Here is a 14387-nt window from a genome sequence, read left to right as displayed (position 1 = left end):
AAGCGCGGCCCAACGACGACATAAAGCCATTCGGCGCTTCTGAGGAAACGCGGGATGGCTTGAAGCCGGTCACCGTCCGCTATCCGGCGGTGTCGCCGGCTTTCTGCGGGCCGCCGCGCGGCGTGGATGGCTTCTGGGACGCTTTCCCCCGCCGCCCCGAGCGGCCGGGGCTTCCCTTGCCATTCGGACCGCGAGCCTCGCTGTCCTTGCGCTCCGGTACGCGCTCCGCACTAGCGGGCGCCACCTCCGCGGATGCCTCTGGCGAATATTCCAGAACCTGAACCGGCAAGGCCGGCAGTTCCGCAACGGGCAACCTCACCGGAACGCTGTTCTGGGGAGCCTCGACGCCGTTGCGCGCCGGGTCGGAAGCGATCGAGCCCGCATCCCGTGGCGGCACGAATTCGGCTTCATTCCGCGCCGGCTCAGTCCTCGGAGGCACGGCGGCCTGTGCCTGACGTGTCGGTGGCAAAGCAGGACGGGCGCCGCTTGCATCCCGAGCGTCGGGAGAGCGCATCGCGGTGCCCTCACGCGGCGCAGCCGGGGAGGCGTGACGCGGCGCCTCGGCTGACCCCGGCTGAGGCAGTTGCGGGAGACGGTCCGCAGGCCGCATCGGCGCGTGCCGCGGGTCGGACCCCGGAGCGGGTTCCGGACGAGCCGCATGGGCAGCCGTATGATTGTCCACCGGACGCGCGTCTCGAGGCCTTACCTCGGAAGCGCGCCCCTCAATCAGCCGCGATTCGAAGCTTCGCGGCTCCGGCGGCCGGCTTTCAGTTGCTCTTCGTTCCGAAAGACGGGACTCGACATGCGGCTCGATCGGATGCGGCTCCGGCCGCCGCGGCTCGGCCGGACGCTGGGCTGCACCCCGGGACTCAGCTCGCCGGGCCTCGGCATGAAGGCGCTCTTCTGCGCGATGGCTACCCGGTTCCGGATGACGCGGTTCAGCGTGCCGCTCCTCGAAGGAACGGCGGGAAGCCGGTTCGGCTGCCCTCGGCTCCGGCGCCCGAAGGTCCCAAGAGCGTGGCTCGACCCGGCGTGCCGCCGTCTCGCGCGTCTCCCAGTTTCGCGCCTCGGCAAGCTTCAAATCGGGGAGACGGTCATCCATCGCTTCCGCGGCGGCCACGCGATGATCGATCGCAGCGAGCTCGACGGCCAGCGGATCGCGCCGTTCCGGCTGGGCACCTGCCGGGCGGCGGTCCGTGCGCGCCCAATCGGCATCGCGGTTGTCGTCACTGGCCGGCGCATCGGCATCGCGTTCCACCAGATCGGCGAGATTATCGTTGATGCGGAAGAGAATGACGATCGCTTCGCAGAGGATACGCGCAAACACGATTCCCGTGACGCCGCCGATGATCGATAGCGCGATTACGATCAGGCCACCGACTTCGTCGGCCTGCAGGGAGTGGACTCCCGCCAGCACGCCATAGCCGCCGCCAAGGACCGACAGCCCAGCCACAAGCCAGAACAGGACCTCGATCGCGTTTGTGGCGACGAAGCGATCCCATCTGAAGATGTCGAAGAACGAGTTCATTCCATCATCCCGACCGAGACCGGATGGTACAGGCTGCAAGCCGTGCTGGTAAGGCCGGTTGCGGTCAATGCCGAAATTGTTGCAGCCGCGTCACAGCTCCGCGCGCGCCGCCGCCTCCCAGGCCAGGAATCCCGGGTCTTTCGTCAGTGTTGCGACATATTCGGCCGAAACTGTGGAGAGGGGCGGTGCATAGCTGCGGAAGCGGCTCACGACCGGGGCGAACATTGCATCGGCAATCGTGAAGGCGCCGAAGAGATAGGGACCGCCAGCTCCGAATCGGCTGCGGCACGCTTTAAAGATCGCTTCGATCCGCGCGACATCGGCAGCAACGCCATCCTCGCCGAGCCCTTCGCCGGGCCTCTCGGCGAACAGATCCATCGGCAGGAATTTGCGCATGCGATGGAAGCCGGAGTGCATCTCGGCCGAAACCGACCGAGCGATCGCTCTAGCCGCGGGATTTCGAGGCCAGAGCTGCTTCTCCGGGTAGCATTCGGCGAGATATTCGCAGATCGCCAGCGAATCCCAGACCGTGAGCGGCTCCGGTCCCCGGCGATCGATGAGCGCCGGGACGAGGCGCGACGGGCTAAATTCCGAAATCGCGGCGGTCGTGCCGTCCGAGCGCAGGCGAATCACCGTCTCGTCGAACGTGGCGCCGGTGCGGTGAAGGACCATCCAGGGGCGCATCGACCAGGTTGACCAGATGCGCGTTCCCAGGACGATGGTGAAATCGGCCAATCTCAATGTCCCTCGAAGCTGACGAGCGTGCGAATCGGAACGCCGAGCGCGCGCAGCTTGTCCGCGCCGCCGAGCGCCGGCAGGTCGATGATGAAGCAGGCCGCTTCGACCACCGCCCCCATCTCGCGCAGAAGCTTCACCGCCGCTTCAGCCGTACCGCCCGTCGCGATCAAATCATCGACGAGGAGCACCCGCTCGCCCGGAACGATCGCATCGACATGCATCTCGATCTGGTCGGTGCCATATTCCAGCGCGTAGGTCGTGCTCACCGTCTTCCAGGGCAGCTTGCCCTTCTTGCGGATCGGCACGAAGCCGGCCGAAAGCTGGTGCGCCACGGCACCGCCGACGATGAAGCCGCGCGCCTCGATCCCGGCAACCTTGTCGATCTTGGCGCCGGCCCAGGGCTGGACCAGTTCGTCCACCGTGCGGCGGAAGGCTCTCGCATCGCCGAGCAGCGTAGTGATGTCACGGAACAGGATGCCGGGAGACGGGTGATCCGGGATCGAGCGAATGGCGGCGGCGATATCGAAGGGAACGGAGCTCATGCTGGCTTTCACGTCGAATACGGGTTGGGCGTTAGGCTTGCCTCAGCTTTGGGCCCGCGTCCAGAGAAACGCCGCGAATTCGATCACAGCACCCTCCCCGCCACTGCGTCGAGCTTGGCCACGAGTTCAGGATCGCGGGCATGGGGGGCGGTCATGATGGCGTGGTCGAGGGATCGATCCGAGCCGATCGGGCAGAGCTCGTGTTCGGCCGGGAAATCCAGCGCCAGCCGGGCGACAAGCCGCTGCGCCTTGTCGCGATTGTCCCCCAGAACCGCGATGACTTGCTCGACGCTCACCGCCGCATGGCCGGGATGCCAGCCGTCATAATCGGTCACCATGGCGATCGTCGCATAGGCGATCTCGGCCTCGCGGGCGAGCTTCGCCTCCGGCATGTTGGTCATGCCGATAACGTCCGCGCCCCAGCTCCGGTGCAGGTGCGATTCGGCGGCGGAGGAAAATTGCGGACCCTCCATGGCGACATAGGTGCCGCCGACATGATGGTCGATGGCTTCAGCAACCGCGGCGAGCCGGATGCGCTCGACGAGCTTCGGCGCCACGGGATGAGCGAAGGAGACATGGCCGACGCAGCCATTGCCGAAGAAGGACGACGCGCGCGCCACCGTCTTGTCGATGAACTGGTCGATGAGCACGAAATCGCCGGGAAAAAGCTCCTGCTTCAGCGAGCCGACCGCCGAGACCGAGACGAGATCGGTGACGCCGGCCCGCTTCAGCGCGTCGATATTGGCGCGGTAGTCGATGCCCGATGGCGACAGACGATGGCCACGTCCGTGGCGCGGCAGAAAGACGATCTCCGTCATGCCGATGCGCCCGAAGCGCAGTTGGTCTGAAGGCTGGCCCCAGGGGCTCGGCACGTCGCGCCATTCCGCGTCTTCGAGGCCGGGAAGATCGTAGAGACCCGATCCGCCGATGATGCCGAGAACCGCCTTGGTCATGTGCCGCTCCTTCGCCGTCTCACGGCCATTTCACGACTGGTGGCATGGAAGAGAGGATCGAGTCGATATTGCCGCCGGTTTTCAAGCCGAAGATCGTGCCGCGATCGTAGAGCAGGTTGAATTCGACATAGCGCCCGCGGCGGATCAATTGCTCCTCGCGGTCGGCCTCGGTCCAAGGCGTTTCGTAATTGGCGCGCACGATCGCCGGATAGGCATCGAGGAAGGCGCGGCCGACATCCTGCGTGAAGGCGAAATCGGCGTCGAAATCGCCGGAATGCAGCCCGTCATAGAAGATGCCGCCGATGCCGCGGGACTCGCCGCGATGCTTCAGGAAGAAATACTCGTCGCACCAGGCTTTGTATCGGGGATAGTCGGCGACGGCGTGCGGCTCGCAGGCCGACCGCATCGCCGCATGGAACCGAACCGAATCGGGATCTTCCTGCGTGCGTCGGCGAATCAGCACCGGGGTCAGATCGGCGCCGCCGCCGAACCATTGCTTCGTCGTCACCACCATGCGCGTGTTCATATGCACGGCCGGGACGTTCGGGTTCGTCATATGGGCGATCAGCGAGATGCCGGCGGCCCAGAAGCGCGGATCTTCGGCGGCCCCCGGCATGTCCTTGGCGAATTCCGGCGCGAAGCTGCCATGGACCGTCGAGACATGCACGCCGACCTTCTCGAACAGCCGGCCATGCATCAGCGCCATGGTGCCGCCGCCACCATCGGCCCCCGTATGATCGGTTCGCTGCCACGGCTTCCTCACGAAACGTGCCGGTTCGCCGGGATGGACCCCCGCCGGGGCCTCAGCCTCCAGCTGCTCGAAAGCGGCGATGATCCGGCCCTGCAGCTCGGCGAACCAGGCGGCCGCGCGCGCCTTCTTCTCCTCGATCCCCTCGGGCAAACTCATGCTTCATTTCCTGAAAGACTTGCGAACCCGCCGATCTGCCGCAGCGCCTCGCCCGCTACCATGGCGACCGTCATGGCAAGATTGATCGAGCGCAAGCCCGGCCGCATCGGCACGAGGAGACGGGCATCCGCCGTCGCGTGAACGGAAGCCGGCACCCCGGCGCTCTCCCGCCCAAACAGCAGGAAATCATCGGCTGCAAAGCCGAAATCGACATAGGACCGATCGCCACCCGTCGTAAAGAGCACCAGCCGCCCGCCGTCGCGCCGTCGCGTTTGGTCGAAGGCCGCAAAGGAAAGGTGGCGGCGGAGCACCGCCTGCTCCACATAGTCCATGCCGGCCCGCTTCAGCCCGCGATCCGAAAGATCGAACCCGGCCGGCTCGATCAAATCGACCTCCACGCCGAGACAGGCGGCGAAACGCAGGATCGCGCCGGTATTGTGCGGAATGTCGGGCTGGTAGAGGACGATACGGGGCATCGGGACGGAAACGCGCTCCATCTTCGTTGAAGGAATGCCGGCGACGGCGGCACAAGGTCAAAAATGCTCCGCTTCTTCGAACATCTGATCGACCCCTTCGCGCCGGCCGGCGACAATCCGCCGAGCGGACTGCTCGCTTTCTATCGCCATTTCCTGCTGCCCGTCTGGCCCTATGTCGTCGCACTCATGGCCGCCGGCCTCGCCGTCTCGCTCGCCGAAGTCGCGATCTACTCCTATGTCGGCCGCCTCGTCGACATGATGAGCCACGCCACGGCGGCGGATTTTGTCGGCCAGTATGGCTGGCAGCTCGCCACGATGGCGATCGTCGTCGTCATCCTGCGCCCGCTCGTCAACGCGGTGCAGACCGTTCTTTCCAACCAGACTCTGCCGCCGGCGCTGACCGCACGCATCCGCTGGCTCAACCATCTTCATGTCGTCGGCCAGTCCTATTCCTTCTTCCAGAACGATTTTTCCGGCCGCATCGTCACCAAGATCGTGCAGACCGGCTCGGCGATGACGCAATCGATCACGCAAGTGATCGACGCGCTCTGGGTGATCTCCGTCTTTGTTGTCAGCGCGCTGGTGATCTTCGCCGAGGTGAGCTGGTGGATGGCCGCGCCGCTGGTGATCTGGGTCGCCGTGCTGGCGACGCTGGCGGCGCTGTTCGTGCCGCGCGTGCGCAAGCGCGCCGCCGCCGCTTCCGAGGCGCGTTCGCTGCTGACCGGCAAGCTCGCCGACATTTACGGCAATATCCAGACGGTGAAGCTCTTCGCCCGCGATGGCCGTGAGGAAGAGACGGCCAAGGTCGCCATTGCTGAACAGACCGGGCGCCTGCTCGACCAGAATCGCCTGCTGACCACGCTCTCGATCCTGCTGCAGATCTCGAACGCCCTGCTGATTGGGGCGACCGGCGCCATTGCCGTCGCGCTCTGGATGCGCACCGCGATCAGCCCGGGCGAAACCGCCGTGGCGCTCGGGCTCGTCATGCGGCTCACCGTCATGTCCGGCCGCGTGATGATGACGCTCACCGGCCTTTTCGACAATGTCGGCACGGTCGAGGACGGCATGCGCACCATCGCCAAGCCGCATGGCCTTGTCGATCGAGAGGATGCGCCCGACCTCGTTGTTCGCAAGGGCGAGATCGTCTTCGACCATGTCGGCTTCGCCTATGGCGGCCCGACGCCCGTGCTGCACGATATTGATTTGACGGTCCGCCCCGGCGAGCGCATCGGCCTGGTCGGCCGTTCGGGCGCCGGCAAGACGACCTTGGTCAGCCTGCTGCTGCGCCTCTACGATCTGGAAGCCGGAGCAATCCGCATCGACGGGCAGGATATTTCCGACGTGACGCAGGCCTCGCTGCGCACCGCGATCGGCGTCGTCACGCAGGACACCGCCCTGCTCAACCGGTCGATCCGCGACAATATTCGCCTGGGCCGGCCGGACGCCGACGAGGCGTCGATCATCGAGGCGACCCGGCGCGCCGCCGCCGACGGCTTCATCGCCCATCTCGTCGACCCGCGCGGCCGCAAGGGCCTCGACGCCCATGTCGGCGAGCGCGGCGTCAAGCTCTCGGGCGGCCAGCGCCAGCGCATCGCCATCGCCCGCGTCCTGCTCAAGGACGCGCCGATCCTGATTCTGGACGAGGCGACCTCGGCGCTCGATTCCGAGATCGAGGCAGTGATCCAGGAACAGCTTTCGACCCTGATGGACGGCAAGACGGTGATCGCGATCGCGCACCGGCTCTCGACCATCGCTGCGATGGACCGCCTCATCGTCATGGATGACGGCCGCATCATCGAGACCGGCACGCATCAGGAGTTGCTGGAGCGACAGGGCCTCTACGCCCAACTCTGGGCCCGACAGTCCGGCGGCTTCATCGGCGACCGCGCCCCGCACGAGATCGCGGCAGAGTAGGTTCAGTCCCCCTCCCCCATCGCATGCCGCATGTCGATTTCCGGCACGCGGCCGGTCTCCAGAAGGCTCTTGAGCCCGGACAGGATGATCGGCCAGCCGCGTCTTCCGCCTTCGAGGAACGCCTCGGAGATCGGCCCGGCATGGTCCTCGGTCATGGTCAGGCGGCAGGCTTCGCCAGCGGGCTCAATCTCGAAGGAAACCATCGTCTCCGGCAGGTCCGCCGCCTTCAGCGCCTCGACGGTCCACGTGAAGCGAACGAGGCGCGGCGGGTCAATCTCGGCGATGGTGCCCGAGACGTCGACGTTGCCGTCCGGCATGCGATATCGAACGACCCCGCCCGGCCGCCAGTCTGATTCGACGGTGCGGCCGAAAAAGTAGCGCCGGCTCTGCAGGCCTTCGGTAAGCGCCGACCAGATCGCCTCGCGCGTCGCGGCGATGTAGATGACGTAGTTAGTCGGCGACACGCTCATGCTGGGTCTCTCCGCTCTGCAAGTTGTCCTCTGTCGCGAAATCGCAACAGGGCGACGCGAATGCAGCACAGGGGTTGCAAAAGCGGTCGCCTTTGGCGCGGATCGGATTATAAGCGAAACCTACCTGTCGCCGCGACGGTCGCGGACGGATTCGAGGTCATGGAGGGCTGGATGAAGATCAATCGCTCCGCTGTCCGCGCCGAATTCCGTCCGTTTGAGGCAATGGCTACCCGCCACTAGCCCTATCGCCAGCGGATAGCGGCCGGACGGCTCGACGACCGGCTTCCCTTATTTCCTCTTCTTCCATCGTCCGTGATCCGCCTGGCCTGCGCCAGCGGCGGGTTGCTCATTTCCGGTCAGCCCGCATGCGCCCACCTTGCGCATAGAGGCCATGCCTTCAAGGTTCAGCCATGTTCCGTTTCTTTGAGACCCGCATCGATCCGTTCAAGCCGAGCGACACGTCGATGCCGCCCACGACGCTGTGGGGCTTCTACATGCGCTATTGCCGGCAGGTCTGGCCGTGGCTGCTCGCCTTGATGGTCGTTGGGCTCGTCGTGTCGCTCATCGAAGTTTCGATGATGCGCTACATCGGCTCGATCGTGGACGTCCTGAAAACGACGTCGCCGAGCCAGGTCTTCGCCGATTACGGGCCCACTTTCCTGTGGATGGGCTTCGTCATCATGGTGGCGGCGCCGATCTCGCACATATTGCACGACCTCCTGAACCAGCAGGCGATCGCGCCCTCCTTGACCAATCTGGTCCGCTGGCAGACGCACCGCTACGTGCTGCGCCAGTCCATGACTTTCTTCGCCAATGATTTCGCGGGCCGCATTGCCTCGAAGATTGTGCAGACCGGCCCGGCGTTGCGGGAATCGGTGACGCAAATCATCGATGCGATCTGGTTCGTGATCATCTTCGCAGTGTCAGCACTGATCATTTTCTTCGATGCCGACTGGCGGCTGACGATTCCGCTTTCGGTCTGGATCGTCCTCTATACGACGACCCTCGTCTATTTCGTGCCGCGGATTCGCGACCGCGCCACCGCGATGTCGGAGGTACGCTCGGTTCTCACCGGGCGCATCGTCGACAGCTACACCAATATCCAGACGGTCAAGCTGTTCGCCCACCCCGACCGGGAGGACGACTACGCGCACGAGATCCTCACGGAACATCTCGCGACCTTCCAGAGCGAGACGCGTCTCATCACGATGATGAACGCCCTCGTCTCGGTGCTGAACGGCACGCTCATCGTCGCGACCGGCGCGCTGGCCGTCTGGCTGTGGTCGACGGCGAGCATCACGCTCGGCTCGATTGCCGTCGCCTCGGGCCTCGCGATCCGCATCTCCAATATGTCCGGCTGGATCATGTGGGTCTCGATCGGCATCTTCGAGCAGATGGGAACCGTGCAGGAAGGGCTCGAGACGATCGCGCGCCCCTATTCGCTGCTCGACAAGCCGGAGGCTGAGAACCTCGTCGTCTCCAAGGGCGAGATCCGCTTCGACAAGGTCCACTTCCACTACGGCAAGAAAGGCGGCGTCATCGAGGACCTGTCGCTGACGATCAAGCCGGGCGAGAAGGTCGGCCTCGTGGGACGATCGGGCGCGGGCAAGTCGACGCTCGTCAACCTGCTGCTGCGCTTCTACGACACGGAGGGCGGCTCGATCCGCATCGACGGGCAGGATGTCTCGGCCGTGCGCCAGGATTCGCTGCGCCAGCAGATCGGCCTCGTCACGCAGGACACCTCCCTGCTCCACCGTTCCGTCCGCGACAACATCCTGTACGGGCGGCCGGAGGGCAGCGAGGCCGAAGTGCTGGAGGCGACGCGGCGCGCCCATGCCGACGGCTTCATTGTCGGTCTGTCCGATCCGCATGGGCGCATCGGCCTCGACGCTCATGTCGGCGAGCGCGGGGTCAAGCTCTCCGGCGGCCAGCGCCAGCGCATCGCCATCGCCCGCGTCCTGCTGAAGGACGCGCCGATCCTGGTGCTCGACGAGGCCACCTCGGCGCTTGATTCGGAAGTCGAGGCCGCGATCCAGGAGAGCTTCACCGAGCTGATGGCCGGCAAGACGGTGATCGCGATCGCCCACCGCCTCTCGACCATCGCGGCGATGGACCGTCTGGTCGTGCTCGACCGCGGCCGCATCGTCGAGACCGGCCGCCATGACGAGCTGCTGCGCGCAGGCGGCCTCTATGCCAGCCTTTGGCACCGCCAGTCGGGCGGATTTCTCGACGCAGCGTGAGCGAAAGGCCGCTGCCCCTTGTCGGGCAGCGGCCTTTGGTCGACGATGTGGCACTGCATCCGGTCGCGCCGACCACCCGTCCCGGCCTGCCTCCGCGACAATTGGCGCATGGCCGTCGCGCTCTCTGGACATTGTGGCTGGACGGTGGCTAAACAGCTTCTAACCTGAACGGTGGGAAGCCGCATGGCATCCCGCAATTTCGGCCGAGCTTCGGTGATCGGGTATTGGCCCGAGAAAGCCGGACACGGACGAGGGGCAGATTGTCCCGACGGATTGAGAGAGGGGAGTTATCTTGGCATCCAGCGCTACGGCAGAACCGACCCGCCGCGACTTTCTCTTCATCGCCACCGGTGCGGTTGGAGCAGTCGGCCTGGCGGCGACGGTGTGGCCTTTCATCAACCAGATGAACCCCGACGCCTCGGCTCTGGCGCTCGCCTCGACCGAAGTCGACATCAGCTCGGTCAAGGAAGGCGAGTCCGTCACGGTGAAGTGGCGCGGCAAGCCGGTCGTCGTGCGTAATCGCACGGCCAAGGAGATCGACGAGGCGAAGGCCGCGGCGCTCTCCGATCTGAAGGACCCGATCGCCCGCAACGCGAACCTCCCCGCGGATGCGGCCGCGACCGATGCCAACCGCGCCGCTACCGGCAAGGAAAACTGGTTCGTGATGGTGAATGTGTGCACCCATCTCGGCTGCATTCCGCTGGGCCAGGAGGGCGAGTACAATGGCTGGTTCTGCCCCTGCCACGGCTCGGTCTATGATACGGCGGGACGCATCCGCAAGGGACCCGCGCCGGAGAACATGGCCGTTCCGGTCTATTCGTTCCTGAGCGACACCAAGATCAAGATCGGCTGACGGGAGCCAAGGCAAAATCATGTCCGGACCATCAACATACCAGCCGAAAAATCCCGCCCTGAAGTGGCTGGAGGCGCGCCTGCCAATCGGCGGGCTGATCCATTCCTCGTTCATCGTGTTCCCGAACCCGCGGAACCTGAACTATTTCTGGACCTTCGGCGGCATTCTCGCCTTCATGCTCGTCGCGCAGATCGCGACAGGCGTGGTACTCGCCATGCACTACACCGCCCACACGACGCTGGCCTTCGCTTCGGTCGAAGGCATCATGCGCGACGTGAATGGCGGCTGGATGCTGCGCTATCTGCATGCCAATGGCGCGTCGATGTTCTTCATCGCCGTCTACATCCATATCTTCCGCGGCCTTTATTACGGCTCCTACAAGGCGCCGCGCGAAGTGCTGTGGATCCTTGGCATGATCATCTTCCTGCTCATGATGGCCACCGGCTTCATGGGATACGTTCTGCCCTGGGGCCAGATGTCGTTCTGGGGCGCGACCGTGATCACCAATCTCTTCAGCGCCATTCCGCTGGTCGGCAATTCGATCGTGACCTGGCTGTGGGGAGGCTTCTCCGTCGACAATCCGACGCTGAACCGCTTCTTCGCCCTGCACTATCTCCTGCCCTTCATGATCGCGGGCGTCGTCGTCCTGCACATCTGGGCGCTGCATGTGCCGGGATCGAACAACCCGACGGGCGTATCGGTGAAGGACAAGCAGGACACCCTGCCCTTCCACCCCTACTTCACCGTCAAGGACGCGCTCGGCCTCGTCATCTTCCTGATCTTCTATTGCTGGTTCGTATTCTACGCGCCGAACTATATGGGCCACGCCGACAACTACATCGAGGCCAACCCGCTGGTGACGCCTGCCCATATCGTTCCGGAATGGTATTTCCTGCCGTTCTACGCGATCCTGCGTTCGATCCCTGACAAGCTCTCGGGCGTCATCGCGATGTTCGGCGCCATTGCCGTGCTGTTCGTCGTGCCGTGGCTCGATACGTCGAAGGTCCGCTCGGCGAATTTCCGCCCGCTCTATCGCCAGTTCTTCTGGATCTGGGCGATCGTGGCCGTCGGGCTCGGCTATATCGGCGCCATGCCGCCGGAGGGTGCCTATCTGATCGTCGGCCGCATCCTCACCGCCTATTACTTCATTCACTTCCTGGTCATCCTGCCGCTTCTCGGCCTTCTCGAGAAGCCGAAGCCGCTGCCGGCCTCGATCATGGAGTCGGTGCTCGGCAAGGGTGGCGCGCCGGTGACGGCGGGGGCGCCCTCGGCGCCGCAGAGCAAGTGACCGGCGGGACAGGAAACGGATCGACCATGATGAAGACGCTTTCCGGTACCTTCGCCCGCATCGGCCTCGGCCTGATGCTCGGCGCCGCCGCATTCTCCTTCGTCGGCGGCCCAGCGGCTGCCAATGAAGAAGGCGCGGAAGCCGCTCCGACGCACTTCCCGATCGTGAAGCCCAATCTGGAGCCCTGGTCCTTTGCCGGGATCTTCGGCCGCTACGATACGGCTCAGCTCCAGCGCGGTTATCAGGTCTACAAGGAAGTCTGCGCCGCCTGCCACTCGATGCACCTGCTCTCGTTCCGCAATCTGGCGCAGCCGGGTGGGCCGAGCTTCAGCGTTGCGCAGGCGCAGACCGTCGCCGCCAGCTACCAGGTCCAGGACGGCCCGAACGACGCAGGCGACATGTTCGAGCGTCCCGGCCGCCTCTCGGACCGCTTCCCGTCGCCCTTCCCCAATCCGGAAGCCGCCGCCGCCGCCAACAATGGCAAGGCGCCGCCGGACCTGTCGCTGATGGCGAAGGCGCGCGCCGTCGAGCGCGGTTTCCCCTGGTTCGTCCTCGATCTCTTCACCCAGTACGAAGAGGGTGGCCCGGACTACATCCATGGCCTGCTGACAGGCTATAAGGATGCGCCTCCCGGCATGACGATCCCGCCGGGCCTGCACTACAACCCGCATTTCGTCAGCGGCCCGGCGATTGCCATGCCGCCCCCCCTCTCGGACGGCCAGGTGACCTATACCGACGGCTCGCCGCAGACGGTCGACCAGTATGCGCGCGACGTCTCGGCTTTCCTGATGTGGGGCGCCGAGCCCCATCTGGACGCGCGCAAGCGCACGGGTTTCCAGGTCATCATCTTCCTGCTGGTCTTCGCCGGACTGCTCTATGTGACGAAGAAGAAGATCTGGGCCAAGGTCGCTCACTGACGACCCTGCCCTGGTTTCACCCGATCATGACCGGCGCCGCCTCGCGGCGCCGGTTTTTTGGTTCGCGAGGGGTCTATTGCTGGGCGGCGACCATCATCTGCAACCGCCGCCTTAGCGCCTCGACGTCCGGCGCGAAGCCCTGCGCGATCCACCAGCGTTCCAGATCGCGAAGCACGAGACCGACCAGCGGCCCACGGCCGATGCCCTGCTCGACCACGTCGCGGCCCGACAGCGGGAATTCCGGGATGGCCCAGTTGCTTGCGTCGTCACACCTCGTTCGAGCTTCCTCGGGCGCCAGGAACCCTTTCGCGGCTGCGTAGAGCAAGCCGTCTTGGAATGCTTCCCGGCCGATCCTATAGAGCTGCACCCGGTCCTCGTCGGGGCCACCGACGCGAGCCGCTGGTACCGCCGCCAGTGCCGCCACCATGCGGTCGCGCTCCTTACCGGAAAGGCGGAACCGCCGGGCGATGCGGTCGATATCCTCGCCGACCATGGCGAAGATCACGGCAAAGCGCAGCGCCGGCACTCCCTCCTTGCCGAAGAGTTCGACGAAGCGATGGAACGCCGCGAGGTCGGCGACGCCCGCCGCGACCAAGGGCAGGATGCCGCTTTCCTGCATCAGCGCGATCGTATCGGCCGCTCGGCGGGCGACGACGAGCTTGCGCATCTCCAGCCCGATCCGCTCGGCGGAAAGCTCCGTCAGATCCTGTCGGGCACGGATCGCCGCGCCCAGCCCCTCGGCGTCGGGGGCCCCTTCGCCGAAGGCCGCGTGGAAACGGAAAAAGCGAAGCACCCGCAGCCGGTCTTCCTCGATCCGCCGCTCAGCAGAACCGATGAAGCGTACGCGTCGTGCCTCGATATCGCCGAGCCCGCCGACGAAATCGTAGAGCCGGCCATCGGCATCGACGGACAGCGCATTCATGGTGAAGTCGCGGCGCGTCGCATCGGCTTCCCAGTCGCGGCCAAAGCGGACGACGGCGCGGCGCCCATCCGTCTCGACATCGACACGCAGCGTCGTGACCTCGACCACGCGGTGGTAGCCGATGATGGTGATCGTGCCATGGTCGATACCGGTCGGGACGGTCTTGAGCCCGGCCGCGCCGGCTCGCTTCACGATTGTCTCCGGGAGGGCCGTCGTCGCGATGTCGATATCGCCCTGGTCAGGCAAGCCCATGAGGTGGTTTCGGACGGCGCCGCCGACCACCCTCGCCTCCTCGCCGTCTTCCGAAAGCAGGCCCAGCACCCGCTGCACCAGGGGCTCGGCGAGAAAAGCCGCCGCCGAAAGATCCAGTGCGCTCAATCAAAACTCCCGGGGACAAGCTGACCATTTTCGATTCGGGCCGGATGATAGGTGGTCTTCTCGCCATTGCCGGAGACCGAAACAAGGACGCCGATCGCGATCAGCATGAGGACCACCCCGGCGGCTGCCAGGCGGCCCCAGAGCTTGAGCGACCAGTCCTCGCGCCCCGGCACCACGCCAGCGGTGACGAACCGCCATCCGCCATAGAAGACAAAGGGCAGCAGGAAGGCGACGACAGTAAAGGCCAGGAAGCGCACCATT

Annotated in this window: 14 protein-coding genes; 5 read left to right on the top strand and 9 right to left on the bottom strand. The window is 65.4% G+C overall.

From position 1 onward, the window contains the following. Positions 1-79 precede the first annotated feature (79 nt). The 6 genes from OSH05_RS19000 to OSH05_RS18975 form a co-directional block, all read right to left on the bottom strand. The gene (locus OSH05_RS19000; protein WP_104218077.1) at positions 80-1528 is read right to left on the bottom strand and encodes a DUF4282 domain-containing protein; all 1449 of its coding nucleotides are present in this window, start codon (positions 1526-1528) and stop codon (positions 80-82) included. Positions 1529-1618: 90 nt separating this feature from the next. Further along, the gene (locus tag OSH05_RS18995; RefSeq protein WP_104218078.1) at positions 1619-2263 is read right to left on the bottom strand and encodes a glutathione S-transferase family protein; all 645 of its coding nucleotides are present in this window, start codon (positions 2261-2263) and stop codon (positions 1619-1621) included. A 2-nt stretch (positions 2264-2265) separates the two neighbouring features. Further along, on the bottom strand, positions 2266-2808 hold the full coding sequence (locus OSH05_RS18990) for an adenine phosphoribosyltransferase (RefSeq protein WP_104218079.1): 543 nt from the start codon (positions 2806-2808) through the stop codon (positions 2266-2268). A gap of 83 nt (positions 2809-2891) precedes the next feature. Beyond that, entirely contained in the window at positions 2892-3761 is an 870-nt protein-coding gene (locus OSH05_RS18985) for an S-methyl-5'-thioadenosine phosphorylase (RefSeq protein ID WP_104218080.1), read from the bottom strand. 19 nt (positions 3762-3780) lie between these two features. Further along, positions 3781-4668, bottom strand: a complete 888-nt coding sequence (gene hemF, locus OSH05_RS18980; protein ID WP_104218081.1) for an oxygen-dependent coproporphyrinogen oxidase — start codon at positions 4666-4668, stop codon at positions 3781-3783. Continuing rightward, positions 4665-5144: a tRNA (cytidine(34)-2'-O)-methyltransferase gene (locus OSH05_RS18975; protein ID WP_104218231.1), complete on the bottom strand. Its 480-nt coding sequence runs from the start codon at positions 5142-5144 to the stop codon at positions 4665-4667. The genes hemF and OSH05_RS18975 overlap by 4 nt, the downstream gene beginning before the upstream one ends. A 63-nt stretch (positions 5145-5207) precedes the next feature. On the opposite strand from OSH05_RS18975, the gene OSH05_RS18970 reads away from it, so the two are divergent. Beyond that, positions 5208-7058, top strand: a complete 1851-nt coding sequence (locus OSH05_RS18970) for an ABC transporter ATP-binding protein (RefSeq protein ID WP_104218082.1) — start codon at positions 5208-5210, stop codon at positions 7056-7058. Positions 7059-7060: 2 nt separating this feature from the next. Here OSH05_RS18970 and OSH05_RS18965 read toward each other — a convergent pair whose 3' ends face one another. Then, a complete protein-coding gene (locus OSH05_RS18965; RefSeq protein ID WP_104218083.1) occupies positions 7061-7528 on the bottom strand; it encodes an SRPBCC family protein in 468 nt (155 codons plus the stop codon). A 410-nt stretch (positions 7529-7938) separates the two neighbouring features. Between OSH05_RS18965 and OSH05_RS18960 the strand changes: the two genes are divergently transcribed. The 4 genes from OSH05_RS18960 to OSH05_RS18945 all read left to right on the top strand — a co-directional run bounded on the left by OSH05_RS18960 (position 7939) and on the right by OSH05_RS18945 (position 12826). Next, positions 7939-9768: an ABC transporter ATP-binding protein gene (locus OSH05_RS18960; RefSeq protein ID WP_104218084.1), complete on the top strand. Its 1830-nt coding sequence runs from the start codon at positions 7939-7941 to the stop codon at positions 9766-9768. 292 nt (positions 9769-10060) lie between these two features. After that, a complete protein-coding gene (gene petA / locus OSH05_RS18955; RefSeq protein WP_104218085.1) occupies positions 10061-10621 on the top strand; it encodes a ubiquinol-cytochrome c reductase iron-sulfur subunit in 561 nt (186 codons plus the stop codon). A gap of 19 nt (positions 10622-10640) precedes the next feature. Beyond that, positions 10641-11909 carry a cytochrome b gene (locus OSH05_RS18950; RefSeq protein ID WP_104218086.1) on the top strand — a complete coding sequence of 423 codons (1269 nt, stop codon included), beginning with the start codon at positions 10641-10643 and terminating at the stop codon, positions 11907-11909. A 29-nt stretch (positions 11910-11938) separates the two neighbouring features. Then, positions 11939-12826 carry a cytochrome c1 gene (locus OSH05_RS18945; RefSeq protein WP_104218232.1) on the top strand — a complete coding sequence of 296 codons (888 nt, stop codon included), beginning with the start codon at positions 11939-11941 and terminating at the stop codon, positions 12824-12826. A 73-nt stretch (positions 12827-12899) separates the two neighbouring features. Here OSH05_RS18945 and OSH05_RS18940 read toward each other — a convergent pair whose 3' ends face one another. Together OSH05_RS18940 and OSH05_RS18935 are read right to left on the bottom strand one after the other, a co-directional pair. Then, complete coding sequence (locus OSH05_RS18940) at positions 12900-14126, bottom strand: CCA tRNA nucleotidyltransferase (protein WP_104218087.1); 1227 nt, start codon at positions 14124-14126, stop codon at positions 12900-12902. Further along, positions 14123-14386, bottom strand: a complete 264-nt coding sequence (locus tag OSH05_RS18935; protein ID WP_104218088.1) for a DUF6111 family protein — start codon at positions 14384-14386, stop codon at positions 14123-14125. The genes OSH05_RS18940 and OSH05_RS18935 overlap by 4 nt, the downstream gene beginning before the upstream one ends. Position 14387 lies beyond the last annotated feature (1 nt).

Origin of the sequence: Kaistia algarum (genome assembly GCF_026343945.1) — a bacterium.
Classification (GTDB): Bacteria; Pseudomonadota; Alphaproteobacteria; order Rhizobiales; family Kaistiaceae; genus Kaistia; species Kaistia algarum.
Note: the sequence above shows the minus strand (reverse complement) of the source record. Positions and strands in the feature narration are given on the sequence as shown.